Source organism: Bacillus sp. B-jedd, assembly GCF_000821085.1.
In the GTDB taxonomy this organism is placed as follows: Bacteria; Bacillota; Bacilli; order Bacillales; family Cytobacillaceae; genus Bacillus_D.
Window position 1 is genome coordinate 102899 of record NZ_CCXR01000001.1, and the last position, 18045, is coordinate 120943.

At 41.5% G+C, this 18045-nt stretch carries 16 protein-coding genes; 12 read left to right on the forward strand and 4 right to left on the reverse strand.

The window, feature by feature from the left end; translation table 11 throughout:
• Positions 1–14 precede the first annotated feature (14 nt).
• Positions 15–1490, forward strand: coding sequence for a hypothetical protein (locus tag BN1002_RS00555; RefSeq protein WP_048823081.1), 1476 nt, complete (start codon positions 15–17; stop codon positions 1488–1490).
• Positions 1491–3163: 1673 nt separating this feature from the next.
• Here BN1002_RS00555 and BN1002_RS00565 read toward each other — a convergent pair.
• Complete coding sequence (locus BN1002_RS00565; RefSeq protein ID WP_048823084.1) at positions 3164–3391, reverse strand: DUF2188 domain-containing protein; 228 nt, start codon at positions 3389–3391, stop codon at positions 3164–3166.
• Between the two features lie 134 nt (positions 3392–3525).
• Positions 3526–4191 (reverse strand): hypothetical protein, encoded by a 666-nt coding sequence (locus BN1002_RS00570; protein ID WP_231575075.1) that lies wholly within the window; start codon positions 4189–4191, stop codon positions 3526–3528.
• A 440-nt stretch (positions 4192–4631) separates the two neighbouring features.
• Between BN1002_RS00570 and BN1002_RS00575 the strand changes: the two genes are divergently transcribed.
• Together BN1002_RS00575 and BN1002_RS00580 are read left to right on the forward strand one after the other, a co-directional pair.
• Complete coding sequence (locus tag BN1002_RS00575) at positions 4632–5207, forward strand: GNAT family N-acetyltransferase (protein WP_048823086.1); 576 nt, start codon at positions 4632–4634, stop codon at positions 5205–5207.
• A 261-nt stretch (positions 5208–5468) separates the two neighbouring features.
• On the forward strand, positions 5469–6866 hold the full coding sequence (locus tag BN1002_RS00580; protein WP_048823088.1) for a M28 family peptidase: 1398 nt from the start codon (positions 5469–5471) through the stop codon (positions 6864–6866).
• A gap of 88 nt (positions 6867–6954) precedes the next feature.
• Here the strand turns inward: BN1002_RS00580 and BN1002_RS00585 are convergent, their stop codons facing one another.
• Complete coding sequence (locus tag BN1002_RS00585; RefSeq protein ID WP_048823090.1) at positions 6955–7179, reverse strand: hypothetical protein; 225 nt, start codon at positions 7177–7179, stop codon at positions 6955–6957.
• A 551-nt stretch (positions 7180–7730) separates the two neighbouring features.
• Between BN1002_RS00585 and BN1002_RS00590 the strand changes: the two genes are divergently transcribed.
• From BN1002_RS00590 to BN1002_RS00625, 8 genes are all read left to right on the forward strand, one after another.
• Positions 7731–8312, forward strand: coding sequence for a GNAT family N-acetyltransferase (locus BN1002_RS00590; RefSeq protein ID WP_082036053.1), 582 nt, complete (start codon positions 7731–7733; stop codon positions 8310–8312).
• Between the two features lie 210 nt (positions 8313–8522).
• A complete protein-coding gene (locus BN1002_RS00595) occupies positions 8523–9089 on the forward strand; it encodes a TetR/AcrR family transcriptional regulator (protein ID WP_048823093.1) in 567 nt (188 codons plus the stop codon).
• Positions 9090–9144: 55 nt separating this feature from the next.
• Positions 9145–9999 carry an SDR family oxidoreductase gene (locus tag BN1002_RS00600; protein WP_048823094.1) on the forward strand — a complete coding sequence of 285 codons (855 nt, stop codon included), beginning with the start codon at positions 9145–9147 and terminating at the stop codon, positions 9997–9999.
• Between the two features lie 26 nt (positions 10000–10025).
• Positions 10026–10724: an FAD-dependent oxidoreductase gene (locus tag BN1002_RS00605; RefSeq protein WP_048823096.1), complete on the forward strand. Its 699-nt coding sequence runs from the start codon at positions 10026–10028 to the stop codon at positions 10722–10724.
• 269 nt (positions 10725–10993) lie between these two features.
• A complete protein-coding gene (locus tag BN1002_RS00610; RefSeq protein ID WP_048823098.1) occupies positions 10994–11671 on the forward strand; it encodes a response regulator transcription factor in 678 nt (225 codons plus the stop codon).
• The gene (locus tag BN1002_RS00615) at positions 11668–13041 is read left to right on the forward strand and encodes a sensor histidine kinase (RefSeq protein WP_048823099.1); all 1374 of its coding nucleotides are present in this window, start codon (positions 11668–11670) and stop codon (positions 13039–13041) included. The genes BN1002_RS00610 and BN1002_RS00615 overlap by 4 nt, the downstream gene beginning before the upstream one ends.
• Before the next feature lie 76 nt (positions 13042–13117).
• A complete protein-coding gene (locus BN1002_RS00620; RefSeq protein WP_048823100.1) occupies positions 13118–13504 on the forward strand; it encodes a hypothetical protein in 387 nt (128 codons plus the stop codon).
• 4 nt (positions 13505–13508) lie between these two features.
• Positions 13509–15626: an MMPL family transporter gene (locus BN1002_RS00625; RefSeq protein WP_048823102.1), complete on the forward strand. Its 2118-nt coding sequence runs from the start codon at positions 13509–13511 to the stop codon at positions 15624–15626.
• Between the two features lie 56 nt (positions 15627–15682).
• Here the strand turns inward: BN1002_RS00625 and BN1002_RS00630 are convergent, their stop codons facing one another.
• On the reverse strand, positions 15683–16174 hold the full coding sequence (locus BN1002_RS00630; protein ID WP_048823104.1) for a DinB family protein: 492 nt from the start codon (positions 16172–16174) through the stop codon (positions 15683–15685).
• Positions 16175–16981: 807 nt separating this feature from the next.
• Here BN1002_RS00630 and BN1002_RS00635 point away from each other — a divergent pair.
• Entirely contained in the window at positions 16982–18019 is a 1038-nt protein-coding gene (locus BN1002_RS00635) for a GGDEF domain-containing protein (protein ID WP_048823105.1), read from the forward strand.
• Positions 18020–18045 lie beyond the last annotated feature (26 nt).

The window sequence follows — 18045 nt, forward strand, 5'->3', positions numbered from 1 at the left end:
ACGGGATGACATCAGTGGAAATAAGTAAAGAATTAAAAAACCTCGAAACCTCTATAGATGAACACATTATCGACTTTTCTGATTCGGATATTTTCCATATGCCAATTAAATTAGCTTTTTATGAATTGCAGCAGTATCACTTTCTTATAATTGCATTAAATAAAGAAAGATTTAGCTGTAAAACCTTTAATGAAAAAAAGGAATTTATCGATAAATACAAAAGTATTTATTTTTCCCAAAGGAAGAAGTACAAACGTATCTTAAAAAATCTAAAAAAAAGAGAATTAAAAATACTTTACCCGGATGACCTAAAAAATAAAGAAGAGTTTTTTTATGGATTTTTCCAAAAGTGGTCACCCGACAGAAGTAAAAGTATGGATGAAAATATTGAGAGCTATATGAAGTTGAGGTTAAAAAGAAATATTAAAGAAGTAAATCAGGAGTTAGCCAAGTTGATAACTTACCCATCGACATACATTAATACTTTTAGTACTTTTATTGGACCTTCCTCAGTCCTACATTATAGAAACGAAATGATTATATATAAAGATGTTTTCATAGACCCGACTGAGTCTCACAGTTTTTCTGTGTTTTACAATGAAAACACTAAAGCCGAGACCAAGAACGCTCTCTTAAATATTGTTGCATACTTTAATGGGGAACCCTATTACTATTTCACTGAAAACTATGACTTTAACAGAAAGCTATATGAATTATACGGACAGTTTGATTTGCTGGACATTTTAAGGTTAAGAAAGAAGAACTTTTTTAATGAAAAAAGGTCAGAACCGATACATCTTGAACTTCCAATTTTCAAACAAAAAAACGGCTATAATATGATTTGTTTTAATGATTGCCAACACGAAATGATTTTTGAACTTTATCATGCATCACTCAAGCAATTTGAGCCACTTCCAAGATGCGTTTTTCTTTATAGGGTTTTTGAGTATGGCTCTCAAAAACATTATCAACCTTTAATTAGACCACCTAAGTTTAATCCCATAGATGCACTTAATTATTATGTAAATGAAATAATGTCTCATAGATATATTCCTTTATACTATATAGACTTTGGAACCCACACAAATGAAAATAGGACAGAAATTATTCGAAGAAGGAAAGCCAAGTGTATCAACTTTACTACTCAATTAAAAAAAGAAGCAAAGAAGATTATAAATGAGTGGAAAAACCATTCATATCTTAAAAATAAAAGTATCGGAAACATTCTTTATATGACTGGAAGAAATGCAACAGCTCATGGTGGTAGTGGAAGGTCAAATGCCCGTTATGACTATTCAATGAATTATAAACATATAAATGATGTGAATATATTTTTAGAACTTATCGCCAGATATATCATTGAAAAGTTGAATCCAGACTTTTCTAATTCAGTTGAAAGGAATACTAAACATTATATAAGACGGAACCAATACGAAGAGATTTTTGAACAAGAAAGAGGTGTATTAGCTACTAGGGAAAATAAGAAGTGATGGTTAATATAAAATGTCGTGGTAATTAATCTTTTTTTTGTAGTAAATGATGTCATTTGTTGTACAAATAAGGATAGTTAAAGCAGATATAATGTCTGTTTTAACTATCCTTATTTTTCCCTATATAATGTTGAACATTTAATCGAAATACCCATTAAATTCTGTTGTTTTTACAAACACTTGACTTTCAATAAAATCTTTTTTTGACATGGTTTATTTACAGTGAATTACCAACTTAATTTTTCTGCTAAAAATGAGAGTGAATAATGGATTACCGACTTTAATTATTTTTTGGAATTCAAAAGTAATCCCACAATCCTTATTAATCAATAAAATAAATTACCTAATTTTTTTTACGCAATCACTTACTGTCTCCCTAAAACACCTTTTTCTCCTTTAAAACACATTTTGTGCCTGAAGGGGAAAACGGGAGTTAAATACGGATCATATATGGTTCTCCAGAAGAATCGGGATAGCGTACCGTTGGTACGCCTTCTCGGTTCTTTTTTTGTTGGCAAGCATTAGAGAAGAAAACTGAGAAAAGCCCGATAAATCAACAGAATTGGGCAGAGAAATGGCAGAGAGTAAATGGATAAGGGGAAGGGAACGCCAGGGGAAAAGCCCGAAGAGAAGCCCGTACAAAGCCCGAAAAGCCCTGTTCTGTGAAGCTATTCCAGGGAAGAACAGTGTTTCATTTAGGAGCCTGCTTTGAGCTTGACCATGTATGATAAATGCTCGAAAAAAGCCGATTCAGGGAAGAACATAGTTTTAGATGAAAAAGCGGGAAAAAGAGGCGGGAAGCCAAGTGGGACAAGGGATTGAGGGGGGAGAAGGGGGGGAGCGGGGAAGAACTAAGTTTTAGGGAGACATAGTAGAAAAAAGGGTAGTAAGAATTTATTAATAACTAATGCTATTTTTGGGATGATGCCACCTGAATAAACTTTGAACATTTTCTAGTAATAGGTTAATTTTAAGTTGTACTTCCAAAGGTTGGGTGGGTAATCCAATGAATACATCATGTCAAAAGTCCAACTTAATAAAGTTAACTAACGTTGGGTCCCAACTAGACTCGGCGGTTTTTAATGCCGCTAGTTTCATAACGGTAAAAGACAAGGAAGTTATTTTTGACTTTAGTAGGCGGCAGGCTTTTTATAGATTTTATATACCAGAAAGAAGGGAACCCTATGATGCTCAATTGTGTATTGAACCCAAAGTAAATTATAGATAGTATCGAAGAGTAATTTAAAAGCAGAGGGATAAGGATAAGGATGGTAGTTTTTGTAATCTTATCAGCATTACTGCTAGTGGCAGTTTCCTATCTTTTTACCACAAATGTAGATTTATTATCAATATCAGAGGAAGAAAAAAAATCTTGAATGCTCTTTTCACCACAATATTCCCATTAAATGTATTTTGGATTAGCTTAGCTGTTTTTGGTCTGTGATTGTATATCAAATATTGAAAAGGCAAGTTGTAAAAGGTGAGTAACCACCAGTTATATGCTACCTGCTCCATTAAAAGGTTCTACAGGCTAATAGTTAATGCTATTTATATGTATTCAGAAAGTTGCAGAGGGGTAGTTGTAAGAGACAATGATTGGGCAAAAAGGGTAATATGGTGTGAAAATGGAAGAGGCTGTGTGTCTTAATGACCCATAGCCTCTTACTCCTAACTTATCCTTTAGGCGGATAACTATCATTTCCATAAGAGTTTCTCTCTCTTATCCGTCCACCTTCGTTGTGAATAAAAAGTTCCGACTTTTGGTTTTTTGCTATGCTCTTTGCTATGTTAATTGCTTCAGCTTGCGTCTTTGTAACCTTCGTGGCTTTGGCGTTCCCTGCTCCCTTAACTTGCCATCCTCCACCAAGTGCAGGAGTGACATGTTGATTTTTCTTTCTCATTTCTCATACCTCCACGTTAAAAAGTGTGTGAGACGAACATACTACCGCTTGCTTCAGTTGGGAGGGTGAGGTAAGATACTTAATGAACTATTTTTTATGCGCTCTTATTTGTCTGCAAACAAATAAGAGTTTTTTTATCCCTGGAACAGGCTTTCCGTATGGCTGTATCTAACGACAAAATGCGGATCTAGCTGATAATAAAAGGAAACCACTGAACGGTTTGAGTTCTGCAATTGCTGAACCAGCTCCTGTATTTCCTGCCCATTTTCGTCAATTCCTCTGGTTTCTACATCATTTACCACCGCACCACTAGGTGTTACCACTGTCAATTGAACCCTGCTCCCATTAACCATCTGAATACCGTCAAAAGGAAGCCGAATTTCAAACTGATAGTCGTTGCTGTTTGATAGCGGGAAGATTTTATATTCATACTTCAATTCGTAAACAAAGCTGTTCCCAATTTGTGCCACCAGGTCTAATTGCTTTTCTTTTAATGCGGACAATAGGATAAGCCTAGCGGAATCAGATAGTGTGTCCGTTGTATCACCTGCTAACGAACTTTGCATGATGTTTTCTGTACCTGCTGTAAGTACCGAAGCTCTGTACGGACGATATTCCAGCCCATGCATCCTAATTAAATCAAGGGCGGGATTTGGCAACGAAACACCTGCTGGAACGTAATATGGTTCTGTTAATGGCGCATCAGTTACAATGGTAGTGTGGACATAGACGGTGTCGTGCTGATTGCCATTAAAGCGGGAACTGCCATTAACAAATACGGTCATTTCTTGAAATCTCATATTCGACAAATTTCTCACTCCTAATAATAATTCCCTCCTTTTCCTCTTTGGAACATACATTCGGCTCACAACTTGATTATAGCATTATATGAAAGGTTAAATCTACATTTAGTAATGTAGTATTTTTCGACACCACTATATATTGTGTTTTAGGCTACTAGATAAATTTGATGTCAAATCTAAAATACTTTGTAAATGCCAGCAAACAAATGAAAACTTAATATTTTTCGATATAAATCGACAATTTTTAAGGTTAATTCTGAAAGAAAGAGTTAATACGCCCTTCTCAAGGAAGAATGTTGTTTACTAGTTTACAACCCTCAACTTAGCTAAAGAGCTATATACTTGGTGTGTGTAGTCCTGCGTATTAACTAGAATTCGGTAGAAAATGAATGAAATTAAAGGAGTTTAATAGGCATAAAATATGAGGAGTAATTGCTATGATTATTGATACTGATACATTTCCCGTACTTGAGACTAAAAGATTAATTTTAAGAAAGGTTACAAAAGATGATGCAAATAGCATTTTGAAGTATCTGTCTAATGAGGAAGTAATGAAATATTATGGATTAGAGCCTTTCAAGTCAATAAATGATGCCTTGGATGAGATTGCCTGGTATCAATCATTGCAAAACAACAAAACAGGCATTAGGTGGGGAATTACTTTAAAGGAGCAAGGAGATGTGATTGGCAGCTGCGGTTTTCATAACATCGTTTCTCATCATTTCCGTACGGAAATTGGCTTTGAATTGAGTGAAGATCAGTGGGGCAGAGGCATTGCTGCAGAGGCGGTTGGAGCTATTATAAGCTACGGATTCCAACAAATGAATTTCCAGCGGATCGAGGCATTAATAGAGCCGCCTAATCTATCTTCACAAAAGTTAGTAGAAAAGTTGGGTTTTATCAGGGAAGGATTATTAAGGAATTATGAATTTACACGTGGTAAATTTGATGATTTATTTATGTATTCTTTGCTGAAGCAAGACTTTGATACTGTGAGATTTCAACAAAATTAATGTGGTAATTTTTAATAATTAAATTCTTTGATATTGGCAAAAGGGAAGGGGGTAATTTTTGCTACGGATTTTCAGTGGTTGTTTTTGTTAATATATGTTTGTTTTTGGCGTAAGATAAGGATTTTTGCGCATTTACACTGTTGTTATAAAAATAAGAGGTCTTTCTTCCTATGGATAAATAGGAGGAAATGACCTTTTTTAATTTTCTGAATATTGTACTATCAAAATGATATGCCATTTTAATACTTTAGGAGGAGTTGTATGAAGAAGAAGCCATTATTAACAGCAGCTATTGCTGCGGGGTTAGCATTCAGTTCTCTGGGAGCGTCTATCGTTTTTGCAAAACCAGTGGAGTCCCAGAAAGTACAGTCATTCCATGTATTTGACAAAAAGGTGCTCAATAACATCAATGTCGAAAACATTTACAACAACATCGAATATCTCTCCCGGACTCCGAGGGTAGCCGGAACGGAAGCGGAACAAAAAGCGATTAAGTATGTGAAGGAACAATTTGAATCATACGGGTATAAAACAGAGCTTCAGGAATTTGAATTTTATGGCTATAAAGCGCCTGATAAAGTTGAATTAACAGTTAACGGCTTTTCAGGTGACCTTTCTCCTTTGTCATTTACATACGGAATGGATGGCAATGTCACTGCGGAATTAGTGTTCGCTGGTTTGGGACGAGTCCAGGATTTGGCCGATAAAGATTTGACTGGCAAAATCGCATTAGTACAGCGCGGTGAGATTTCTTTTGCGGACAAAGTCCTTAACGCCGCGGCCAAGGGGGCTTCAGGCGTTATAATCTTTAACAATCAATCTGGAGTGATTAATGGAACACTTGGCGCTCCAAATGACAACTATGTCCCTGTTGTGTCCATAACGCAGGAGGCGGGCCAGAAGCTCGTCGAAGCGCTGAAGAACGGTTCCCAAACAGCCACTATCAAAATTGAAGGCGCCGAGGGAGGCATGCGGACTTCCCATAACGTCATTGCCACAAAGGCGCCTACCAATAAAAATAAAGGAACAAACAAAATTGTTGCCCTTGGGGCCCACCATGATTCCGTCGATGGAGCTCCGGGTGCGAATGATGATGCATCGGGAACAGCGATGACACTTGAACTCGCGCGTGTCCTGAAGGATCTTCCTACTGAAACTGAATTGAGATTTATTACATTTGGGGCCGAAGAGCTGGGGCTGATTGGGTCTCGCTATTATGCAAGCAAGTTGTCTGAGGATGAAAAGAACCGTTTTATCGGTTACTTTAACATGGATATGGTTGGAAGCCGCGATGCGGGTCATTTGGTAATCAATGTTGCTGATGGAAATCCAAATATTGTTTCCGATACAGCCCAGGCATCAAGCGCCCGTATGAATGGCGCCCCAACGCCACTGGAGACTGGCGGAAGCAGTGACCACGTAGCATTCACTGAGGTTGGGGTAGCTTCAGCATCCTTTATCCACCGCCCACTCGAGCCATGGTACCATACTCCGGAAGACACTATTGATAAAATCAGCAAGGAAAAGCTTCAAGATGTAGCTGAGATTGTCGGTACAGCGGTATATGACCTTGTCCGCCCGGAAAATCAAGGGCCGAAAGCGGTAAAGGGCAAGTCGCAAAAGCTGTCTCACTTGTACCATGAGAAGCAAGTTAAGTAACGAAATGCCCAAATAAATAGAAATGACGTGTGGATTTCTCACACGTCATTTTTTATTTCAATAAGAGAACTCTTCTGTCAGGCTTCCATTACAAGTACTCACTCTGATTTTGAGGGCTTTTTAAAAGTGACTTTTCAAGCTCAAGCCGCATTTTTTCCGTTTCAATGAGATAGTTTTCGTGTTTGAGTTTTTCAAGTTCAAGTTGGTCTTTCACCATATTGGCTTTTACTTTTGACTGCTTTTGTAAATGGTCTGTAATTATCGCAATAATTGGGATTCCGAAAATCAAAATAACAGCAATCGTTCCGGTCATAATTGATCCTCCATTTAGTGGGATTTATATACTTCTAAGACAAATAATAACAAACATTTTGAGAAACTGATATGATTTCATGGTGAATTTTCAGACAAAACGCTTTTGATGCTAGATGTAGGGGTAGCGTTGTAGCCATAGCGAATAACGAGGACTTTAAAAACATTTTGCCAGCCAAGCACTTAATAGTCGACTGTATTGAACAAATTATAGCAACCTTGCCACAAGGTTACATATGTAGTAGATTTAGGATGAATAAAGGCTGTTTGATTAGTACGCCTTAGATGTTTGAAGGAGGGGATTCCAATGAAACCAATTAATTTCATGAGTATGTCACGAATTACGCCGGTTCGATCCCCTCAAACAAAAGTCTATTAGTATCGGTTAATAAACAGCTAGCTGAGGCCTTCGTGATAATGCGGAGGTCTTTCTTTTTGGCGAAAATGGACATGTGTGGCGAAAAGGCTCGGTCTAAACGCCCGTAGCATGAGAAAATCATCGCTGCGGTCGAATAGATCATCATACTAACAGAATCCAGGAGGAGAACGAATTTGGAAATTAGACCATATAGAATAGAAGATGAAACAGGATGGGTACGCTGCAGGGTACTGTCGTTTTTGGATACTGCTTATTTTGACAATGTCCTGAGGGAAAAAGAAAGATATGAAAATCCAGCGATTGAACTTGTCGCGATCGAAGACGGGCTTGTTGTCGGGCTGCTTGATGTTGAATATGAATCGGAGGAACGAACGGTTTGTTCAAGAGGAACAGGGCTTGGAGGGATGATCTGGCATATCGCAATCCATCCGGATTTCAGAAGAAGAGGGATAGGCACCATGCTGCTGAAAGAGGCTGAAAGGGTTGCAAGAGTGAAAGGATTGAACCGGCTAGAAGCGTGGACAAGGGATGATGGTTGGGTCATTGACTGGTACGTAAAGAATGGTTTTAAAAAAGTGGATTCGTATCTACAGGTTTATGTGGAAGGAAAGGAATTGGCTGGAGCAGTTAAAAGCAAAATTCCCGGCATGCATCTTGTTCAGGCGTATGGACACTATGTAGGGAAAGAGAAAGAGTCCATAAACAATCAATTCATCAGGGTTCATGAATGCACTTGTTTTGAAAAACAGTTTTAAAAATGGCGCATCAGAAGGAATTAAGAATTTTAGGAGTATTTAAGCATACAGAGGGCTTGTATAAGTTTGCGAGACAATTTAATGGCTTAAACTAATAAATCGGGGAGTGAGCATTAGTTCATTCCTCTTTATCTTTGTTGACAGGAAGCTCAGGACTGACTTACTATTTAAGTAGACCGATTGGTATAATAAAAACAATGAGGTAATAAAATGAATAGAAAAGAAAGTTCTCGGGATAAATTGATCAAAACAGCTTCCCGGCTGTTTCAGTTACAGGGATATCATGGGACCGGGTTAAATCAAATTACGAAGGAAAGCGGCGCTCCAAAGGGCTCGCTGTATTATCACTTTCCCGATGGAAAGGAACAGTTGGCGATCGAGTCTGTGAAAAGAACAGCTGAGTTTGTCGGGGAGCAAATTAAAAAGGGGCTCAGCACTTCTTCCAATGCCTCTGAAGCTATCCAAAATCTGATTTACGAAATCGCTGAGAGGTTTGAGAAGGAAGGTGGAAAGGGCGGAGTGCCTATTGCTTCTGTGGCTCTTGAAACTTCCCTGATGGGCGGACCGTTAAGAGAAACATGCCAGTCTTCCTATGAAGGATTCCAAGCCCTCTTTACAGGCAAGTTAATAGAATCAGGCTTTGATGTAGAACGAGCGACTGAATTGGGTGTTGTAATCAATTCCATGATTGAGGGTGCCTTTCTGTTGTCCTTTACGATGGGGAACAGTGAGCCGTTATATTTAGTAGGGAAACAAATTCCGGCTCTTTTAAAGTAACAGCCGGGAGATTTTTAGAATTATTATATAGACTGGTCTAATAGGAGTGAGGCAAATGAGAATTTTAGTGACGGGGGCCTCCGGCAACGTTGGCAGATATGTGGTGGAGGAACTTTTAAAATTGGGCGAGCAGGTCGCAGCAGCGGGAACCGATATCGGAAAGTTGGAGAAACTATTCAATGGAGCAGTTGACCCGGTGCATTTAGATTTTACCGATAAACATACCTTTGCTGAAGCGCTGGAAAGGGTGGACAGAGTATTTTTAATGAGGCCGCCGCATCTTGGCCGTCCTGAAGATCTTTACCTTTTTATTGATGAAATGAAAGAAAGAAATATTAAATTTGTATCCTTCCTATCATTGATGGGGGTGGAATCCAACCCAATTCCGCCTCACCATAAAATTGAGAAATATTTAGAAGCATCGGGAATCCCCTTTGCACACATTCGGCCGGGGTTTTTTATGCAAAACGTATCAGGTATTCATTCGGTTGAAATTAAAGAAAAAAGTGAAATTTTCATACCTGCGGGTCACAGTAAGTCTAGTTTTATCGACGCGGAGGATATCGGGCTTGCTGCGGCAGTCCTGCTTCATAATTCAGAGGCCTATGAAAATACTGCGCATACCATTACCGGGGCTGAATCGTTGGATTATTATCAGGTTGCCGATATTCTGAGCCATGTGCTGAACCGGAAAATCACTTATACAAAACCCGGGTTTTTACGTTACCGCAGGCATCTCATTAAAAATAGGCGATTGGATAAAGGTTTTGTTAATGTGACCGTTGCCCTGTATTTTATGACGAGAATGGGAACTGCCAAGCAGATAACAGATGACTTCTTCAGGCTGACAGGAAAGAGTCCCCGTTCCTTTAAAGACTTTGCAATCGCTAATAAAGATTGTTTTATATAACGAATTAAGCTGATGGGGGGAGAAATATGTCACTATTCCATGATTTGGCGCCAATTTTGAAAAAACGGGAATTGCGGTTTTTAGAGAGGGTTGAAGAAAGTAAGGGAATTTATACATTCGTTTTTGCAAAAGGTGCTGATTTAGCTTGGAAGGCTGGCCAGCACGGAGTTTTTAGCATTTCTCATAAAAAAATTAAAAAACCGGCAAGACCGTTCAGCATTGCCTCCGCACCTTCAGAAAACACCGTGATAATATCAATGGCTATCGGCGAAAGTCCAAGTGAATTCAAAAAGGCCATGCTTGAATTGGAACCCGGGATGGTGCTTAAGATGAGGGGGCCTATTGGATCGTTATATTTGAAGGATAACGGCCCTTCGCTTTTGATTGCCGGAGGGATTGGAATTACACCATTCAGATCCATGTTAATTGAAGAAAAAGGAAAACAGGGTATGTCGGTGAAACTTCTTTACGTTGACACTAAAGGTGCATTCATCTATAAACAGGAACTTGACCGGCTTGCAGCTGATTCGGTTATGGAACTGGAGTATATCTCATCAAGGGAAGAACTTTATCCGCATTTGGACCAGTCCGTTTCTACATGGAGCAATAGCGGCAACTATTATATTGCCGGCCCGAAAGCATTGGCAGACGACGTTTCAAGGCATCTGAAGGCAAATGGAATTGTAAAAGGGAATATTCATAAAGATATTTTTTGGGGATATTAAATATCGACATCACTATATAGCATAGCCTTCCGGAAAAAAGATCCTGGAAGGTTGTTTTTGTTACGGTGTAAGCTGCAAATAGAAATGATAGGTACAACATTTTCTAAGCAAGGCCATTGATTAATGGCAGGGTTGGATGTATTTTTGAAGCAGTAGAACCGTCCAGGTACGGTATGCTAGGTATGAAGGATTAATTAAACGATGAAATTAATTTATGGTGAAACGCTTAGCTTCTTTTGGGAATATGCTTTTGAAATGGAGAGTTTAGGATGCGCAGGATTCTTGTGGTGGATGATGATCGGAATATTTTGGATTTGGTTGGGATTCATGTGAGCCGGGCCGGATATCAGGTGTTAAAGGCGGAGAATGGGTTTCGGGCGCTGGAGATTCTTGAGTCGGTGCTGCCGGATTTGGCGATTGTGGATGTGATGATGCCGGGGATGGACGGTTTTGAGCTGACGCGGAAAATCCGCGAGGAGCTGGATTTGCCGGTTCTATTGCTGACGGCGAAGGGTGAGCTCGAGGATAAGGAACAGGGCTTTCGGGCAGGATCGGATGATTATTTGGTGAAGCCGTTTGAACCGAAGGAATTGCTGTTCCGGATAGCGGCAATCTTAAGGCGCTATGATAAGCCGGCGGATTCCATTTTGCAGGTAGGGTCGCTGACGATTAATTTGAAAAGCTTTGAAGTGACTGCCGGCAAAAGCACCCTGCTCATGCCTTTGAAGGAGTTTGAGCTGTTAACTTTATTGGCCTCGAAGCCGAACCAGGTTTTTCAGCGTTCAGCGATTATGGAGAAAATTTGGGGCTATGACTACGAAGGCGATGAACAGACGCTGAATACGCATATTAAACGGATTCGCGAACGGCTTGCCAAAATTGCGGATGATGTGGAAATCGTGACAGTCCGCGGAGTCGGCTACAAACTAGAGGTGCGTTCGATATGAAGTCCTTATACGGAAAGTTTCTCCTCATGACGACAATGATTATGGTGTTCAGCACAATTGCCGGTTTTCTTGTTACAAATACATATTACCACCGGGTCATTAAAGAACGGAATGATGCAAAAAACGTTCAGATTGCGGAGACCATTGTCAGGCATATTGAAGATTCACCGGATATGGATTTGAGCAATTATCTTGAGACAATCGGGGATATTGGCTATCAATTGTATGTTGCCGATGAAGCTGGCAAGGACTATTTTTATGGGGGCGAATACCGGGCGAAAAACCTTGATCCTTCAGCGGTCAAAAAAGTCCTTGGAGGGGAAGTATACCACGGCATGCGGGAATTTCCGCGCGAAACTTTCATGACTGGCTTTTTTGCCAATGAGATGACGAACACCATCGGGGTACCGTTCAAGTATAATGACAGGCAATATGCCATGTTTATGCGCCCCGATATCAAGCTATTATTCAGCGAAGTCCATACCATCATGGCGGGCATGATCGTTGTAGTTGCCATCCTCAGCCTTTTGGCGATGCTGTTTGTGGCAAAAATGCTGATCATCCCGATTACGCAATTGACCGAGGCGACGAAAAGAATCGCCAATGAGAAATATGATACCCAGCTGAAGATTGACCGCAGGGATGAAATTGGCCAGCTGGCGGCGAGCTTCAACAAGATGGCCGGACAGCTGCAGGAAAATGATCATATTCGGAAGGAATTTATCAGTAATGTTTCGCATGATTTCCAGTCACCGCTGCTGAATATAAAGGGCTATGCAGGCCTGCTTAAATCTCCGGATGTTCCGGCGGAAGAACGCGCAGAGTATGCCGGGATTATTGAATCGGAGACGAATCGCTTATCCAACCTGACCCGCCAGCTGCTGTTACTGACCTCCCTCGATCAGTCGTCGAGGATGGTGGAGTTCAAAGAGTACCGGCTTGATGAACAGATGAAAGCCTGTGTCAATAAATACCGCTGGTGGCTTGAGGAAAGTAGTATCAATGTTTCGATGATTCTTGAACCTGTTGTTTACAAAGGCGATGAGTCGCTGCTTGAGAATGTATGGGATAATTTATTGTCAAATGCCATTAAATATAACCAGCCTGAAGGGGAAATCACCATCGAACTCAGCCAGAAGGATGAGGCAGTTCAGATCATGATTCAGGACAACGGGATCGGGATGAGCGAATCCGAGCTTAAACAAATATTCGAGCGTTTCTATCGGGCTGATGCATCAAGGACGAAAGAAGGGACAGGACTTGGCCTTTCAATCGTGAAGCAAATCATCGAACTCCATAAAGGGAAAATAATTGTTGACAGCAGTCCGGGCGAAGGGACAACCTTTACAATCAACCTTCCGAAAATGTAATTTCAAGTTCATATAGAGTTCATATTGACAGATTAAGATAATCTCCATAGAGACGAAATCTATGGAGGTTGACATGATGGAAGCAAAATGGAGTTTACGATTAATCAGGCTCGCGGCTATATTCGGCCTTGCCGGAGCAATATTAGGATCACATATGGCAGGATCGGGGAGCTATCAGTTCCGTCCAATCCACGCCCATACTCTCGTTGTTGGCTGGTTGTCTGTTTTTGCATGGGGGATTTTCTACCGTGTCTTTAAAATCAAATCTTCGAAATTAGTTTCGATTCATGGCTGGACGACAGTCATAGGTTCCATTGGCTTGACGGTTGGCATGTGGTTGAATGCGACGATGGATAATGCGTTCGCACTCATTTTTTACATTGCCGGCGGTTCAATTTTGCTGATAAGCTTTGGAATCTTTATTGTCACTACATTCATGATCGATACGAAAGAAGGAAACTGACACGATGAAAATCTTTAAAGAGAAAAAAAGATGGTTCATCATTTTACTGTGCTGGCTGTTCGCCGCAGGGGTGCTCGCTGGTATCGCCCCTGGCGCAAAAGAACAAACTTCTCCGGAAAAGAACTTCGGTTTGCCCGAAACGGCTGAATCAATTAAAGCCGAAAAAGCTCTAAAGGAGTATTTCCCTTCCTCGGAAGGAGTTCCGTTGTTTGTCGTCATTCATGATCAGGATGGCCTAAAAGACAATGACGTGGAAAAGGCCATTACAACAGTTGAAAAGATCATAAATGATGCAAAAGAGGACTTGTCCGTTGTGCCCCTTTCGATGATGCCGAAACCAGCACGCGCTTCGTTCTTTTCGGAAGATAATACCACCTTCTTTATCCCGGTCCTGTTCCCTGTCGGAATGGAAAATAAAGAAACGAAGCAGGTGATGGACGGGCTGAAGAAGGAAACTGCGAAGGAAATGCCGTCCAATCTTGAAACGTACTTTACCGGTCCGGCAGGCATAGTCGCGGATACGTATGAGATGTTTTCCAAGGCAGATGTTGTCTTGATTCTGGCTACAGTCGGACTGATTTTTGTCATTTTGATTTTGATTTACCGCTCGCCATTACTAGCCTTCATCCCGCTGATAGGAGCGGGCATATCGTATTCTGTCGTTGACCGGGTCCTTGGATTAATGGCGAAATATGATTGGTTCAGAATTGACAGCCAATCCCTGTCGATTATGATGATTCTACTTTTTGCGGTCATCACCGACTACTCTCTCCTGCTGTTTGCCCGTTTCCGGGAAGAGCTCGAAAAAGGCCAACCTGTCAATGAGGCAATGAAAAAGGCGGCCAAATTTGTGACAGAGCCGATTGTCTTTAGCGGCGGGACGGTCCTTTTGAGCATGCTGACACTGTTCTTTGCGGTTTATGAGGCTTACCGTAATTTCGCACCCGTCTTTGCTGTGGCGGTCGCTGTTATGCTGCTGGCGGGTTTAACTTTAATGCCTGCGCTCTTTGCGATTGCGGGCGAGAAATCCTTCTGGCCGTCGAATCCCCGTAAACGCGCGGTTAAGCGGGCCGGAAAGGAAGGTTTCTGGCATAAGCTTGGGCGGTTCGTAACCGAAAAGCCATGGCTATCGCTCATTCCGGTTTTGATTGTTTTAGTGTTCTTTACGTCAATGATCAGACAGACGCATTACACCTTTAATCTGCTTGATTCATTCCCGAAGGAAATGTCATCCATCCAAGGCTACAACAAGTTGAATAATGCCTTCTCGGCAGGAGAAATCGCGCCGACAACCGTCATCGTTAAAGCGAAAAACGACTTAACCGAGGAGCAAGTCCAAGCTCTTGCACACGAGCTTGACAGCATAGATGGTATTGCCAAGGCTGAAATCCAGGGCCATCCATTCGCCGAAAGCAGCCAAAAGGTGGCGAAAATCAATTTAGTTTTCAAAAACAACCCTTACACGGAGAAAGCCTTTGATGAGTTGGAAAAGCTTCGTGATCAGTCTCCGAAACTATTAAAGGAAAGTAAAATTACTGATGCGAAACTGCTTTTTGCCGGTGAAACCGCGCAAAAAACCGATATCCGAAATGCCAGCCATGGCGATGAGATCCGGATTATCGCCATTGTGACGGTGCTCATTCTGATTATGCTGGGCTTTCAGACCCGCTCGTTAGTGGCGCCGCTTTATATGATGGCGACCATTCTCCTGTCCTTTGGGGCCGCGCTTGGATTCAGTATCTTCTTCTTCGAGGATATACTCGGCTACCAGGGGATCAGCTATCGCATTCCGCTTTATACGTTTGTGTTCCTTGTAGCGCTCGGAGTGGACTATTCCATCATGCTAATTTCCCGCATCCGGGAAGAGAAAAAGCACCTGCCGATTAAAGACGCTGTCAGGGAGGGAGTGGGTAAAACGGGCGGGGTCATCTCGTCAGCAGGGCTCATCCTGGCCGCGACGTTTGCGGTTCTGATTACCCAACCCGTAGTGGAGCTTCGTATCTTCGGTTTCACTGTGGCCATCGGGGTTTTGGTAGACACATTCATTGTCCGCCCAATCGCGATTCCGGCATTAATTGCCATTCTGGGTAAATATAGCTTCTGGCCGAAAAAGGTCAACTAAGTACTTTTGCCAAACATAAAAAGGGTATCGGAAAGTTCCGATGCCCTTTGTTTTTCCTATTCAGCCGCGTTTTCCGCCGGCAGAAGCCCGCGCCCGATAAAGTTTGCCGATACTGGCTTCCTGCCAAGCTCCCTTGCCCAAACAGATAACTGTCCGATATGATGAATCTCGTGTGCGATGATATGACGCATCACTTCACCCCATGTATCGGTAAAAATCCGTCCGTCCGGAGATGTTTCCTGATAAAGGTTGTTCTCTTTGCTTGAATCCCAGTTACTGACGAATTCCTTCACCTCAGCATGGAATTTTGCATCAAGCTCCCTGATCTTTTCGAGTGTATTGTATTCATCGAAGTTTTCCTGAAAGTCCGGCTTGCCCTGTATGATCCGAATCCAGCTCCATTCCACATCAATAATATGGAAAAGAGTTTGCAGAATGCCGCCAACCCCTCCAGTTCGCTTAGCCAATAGCTCTTCCTGGCTTATTTCCTCGCACCATTCATACCATTCTTTCCGGACCATCCAATTGTATCGAAACATCGCTTCCAAATAATCCCCTCCCAATATATCCATCATACCTTTTAAAATAGGTCAGTTAAAGGTAAGTGTGATTTTTCAAAAAGTTGATAGGAACGGAGGGGACTGACTCCGGCGGGATGCAGCGGCACGTGGAGACCCCTTGAAAAGCGAAAGCGCCTTCGTGACAGGCAAAAACCGCCTGTCTCTGCGATGACTAGTCGCAGAAGCTTTCCTTTGTGGTCAGCCCCGATATAGGAAGACTTGATTTTGCCTAGCAAAATCTTAGTCGCCCTTAATGCGAGCGAAGCGTAGCCAAGCGCTGGAGGGCCAGAAGGGGAAGTCGTTCTTTGACTTCACATTCGGGACCGAAGCGACCTCGAGGGGCTAGGCGCTGTACTAGACAAACAGGCGTCTAGGACGCCGAGGAGGCTCCAAAAAGAATGCTCCTGCGCCATAGATTATTCGGGGAAGAAAATCTTCAGCTCGTCGCAAAGCCGAAGCCAATTCGAGGATGTTTCTCATGATGTTGGTTCAGGTAGTTGCTTCGCCCCGCGGAAAGCATGTCCCCTTCGTTATAATCAACAATCAAGGATAACAAACGTTTAAAATACTATTTACGAAACTTTTGAAAAAAAATAAACTTTTCATTAGACGTTATGAAAAATTATAGTATAGTAAAGATATAGGGAAAATAATGGAAAAATAATAATGATATTGACCTAATAGCCTATTGGTTTTTAAAATAAAAAGGAAATTTATTGATTATAAATAAGAGGATATACCTACGATTTAAATTTCAAAATCTTTTAGAATGAAGGCCAAACGGAGGCAGCCATAATGGCAAAACAGTATCAAACATTAAAATCATTAAAGCGCGCGGTTTATTTATGGGTTGTCCCCTGCGTGCTCGTTTCTCTTTTGCTCAATAACTATTTACAAAATAATGCAAATGAAGATTATGTTATTGGTTTCGTCACGAATGTGGTCCTGATTGGCTGGTTCAGCTTTAGCTGGCTGCTTCTTTATAAAAACAGGGCAATCCGTTTTATTGAGATATCGAATTTGTTCCTTGTGGGCCTCTACCATGTTATTACTTTCTTTGACGCGGTATATAATGTCATTTTAAAGGGACATGACTCATTAGGGGATTTCATAATCTGGATGCCAATCTTTTTGGCCTACATTTTTATTACGTTGAAAAACAGGCAAGGCCTAATCTTTTCCCTCATTTTATTTGTGTTTACCCTCATTCCGGGGGTAATGCACTTCGGGAACCTATCGGCTGAACAAATCGATTCTTTTACGCAATTTTATTTAGCCAATATTGTTTACATTGTTGCGCTTTATTTTGCGCGTCATTTGCTTGAAGTCCATTCGGAACTGGCTGCTGCCAAAAGAGACGCTTACATTGATTCCCTGACAGGTATAGCGAACCGCCATCAGATTGATCAGTGGCTCGAAGATTCCATTGAGGATTCCGGGAGCGCCGATGGGACATTTTCGGTCGTCTTTTTCGACATTGACCATTTTAAGACAGTGAACGATGTGCACGGGCACCATGTAGGCGACGCTGTCCTCCAGGAGTATGTCAGACTCATTCAAGCTGATCTCAAACCGGAGGAGTTGTTCGGCCGCTGGGGAGGCGAAGAGTTCATTGTCATTATCCCCGGTCGGGAAGAAGCGGCCCTGGAACTTGCCGAGCGTTTAAGAAAATTGATTGAAATGCATACATTTACAATTCCAGGCAAGGTAACGTCCAGCTTTGGAGTGGCTGAATATAAAAAAGGCGATACAATCATTACCCTTCTGGACAGAGCGGATAAAGCCCTTTATCTTTCCAAAGATGCCGGAAGGAACCAGGTGGCAAAAACATAGGCACCGGCATTATGCCGGTGCCTTTA

Excerpts from the sequence above, each read along its gene's own strand:
- BN1002_RS00565 (WP_048823084.1), bottom strand. The coding sequence starts at position 3,391 with ATGAGAAAGAAAAATCAACATGTCACTCCTGCACTTGGTGGAGGATGG.
- BN1002_RS00570 (WP_231575075.1), bottom strand. The coding sequence starts at position 4,191 with ATGAGATTTCAAGAAATGACCGTATTTGTTAATGGCAGTTCCCGCTTT.
- BN1002_RS00575 (WP_048823086.1), top strand. The coding sequence starts at position 4,632 with ATGATTATTGATACTGATACATTTCCCGTACTTGAGACTAAAAGATTA.
- BN1002_RS00580 (WP_048823088.1), top strand. The coding sequence starts at position 5,469 with ATGAAGAAGAAGCCATTATTAACAGCAGCTATTGCTGCGGGGTTAGCA.
- BN1002_RS00585 (WP_048823090.1), bottom strand. The coding sequence starts at position 7,179 with ATGACCGGAACGATTGCTGTTATTTTGATTTTCGGAATCCCAATTATT.
- BN1002_RS00595 (WP_048823093.1), top strand. The coding sequence starts at position 8,523 with ATGAATAGAAAAGAAAGTTCTCGGGATAAATTGATCAAAACAGCTTCC.
- BN1002_RS00600 (WP_048823094.1), top strand. The coding sequence starts at position 9,145 with ATGAGAATTTTAGTGACGGGGGCCTCCGGCAACGTTGGCAGATATGTG.
- BN1002_RS00605 (WP_048823096.1), top strand. The coding sequence starts at position 10,026 with ATGTCACTATTCCATGATTTGGCGCCAATTTTGAAAAAACGGGAATTG.
- BN1002_RS00610 (WP_048823098.1), top strand. The coding sequence starts at position 10,994 with ATGCGCAGGATTCTTGTGGTGGATGATGATCGGAATATTTTGGATTTG.
- BN1002_RS00615 (WP_048823099.1), top strand. The coding sequence starts at position 11,668 with ATGAAGTCCTTATACGGAAAGTTTCTCCTCATGACGACAATGATTATG.
- BN1002_RS00620 (WP_048823100.1), top strand. The coding sequence starts at position 13,118 with ATGGAAGCAAAATGGAGTTTACGATTAATCAGGCTCGCGGCTATATTC.
- BN1002_RS00625 (WP_048823102.1), top strand. The coding sequence starts at position 13,509 with ATGAAAATCTTTAAAGAGAAAAAAAGATGGTTCATCATTTTACTGTGC.
- BN1002_RS00635 (WP_048823105.1), top strand. The coding sequence starts at position 16,982 with ATGGCAAAACAGTATCAAACATTAAAATCATTAAAGCGCGCGGTTTAT.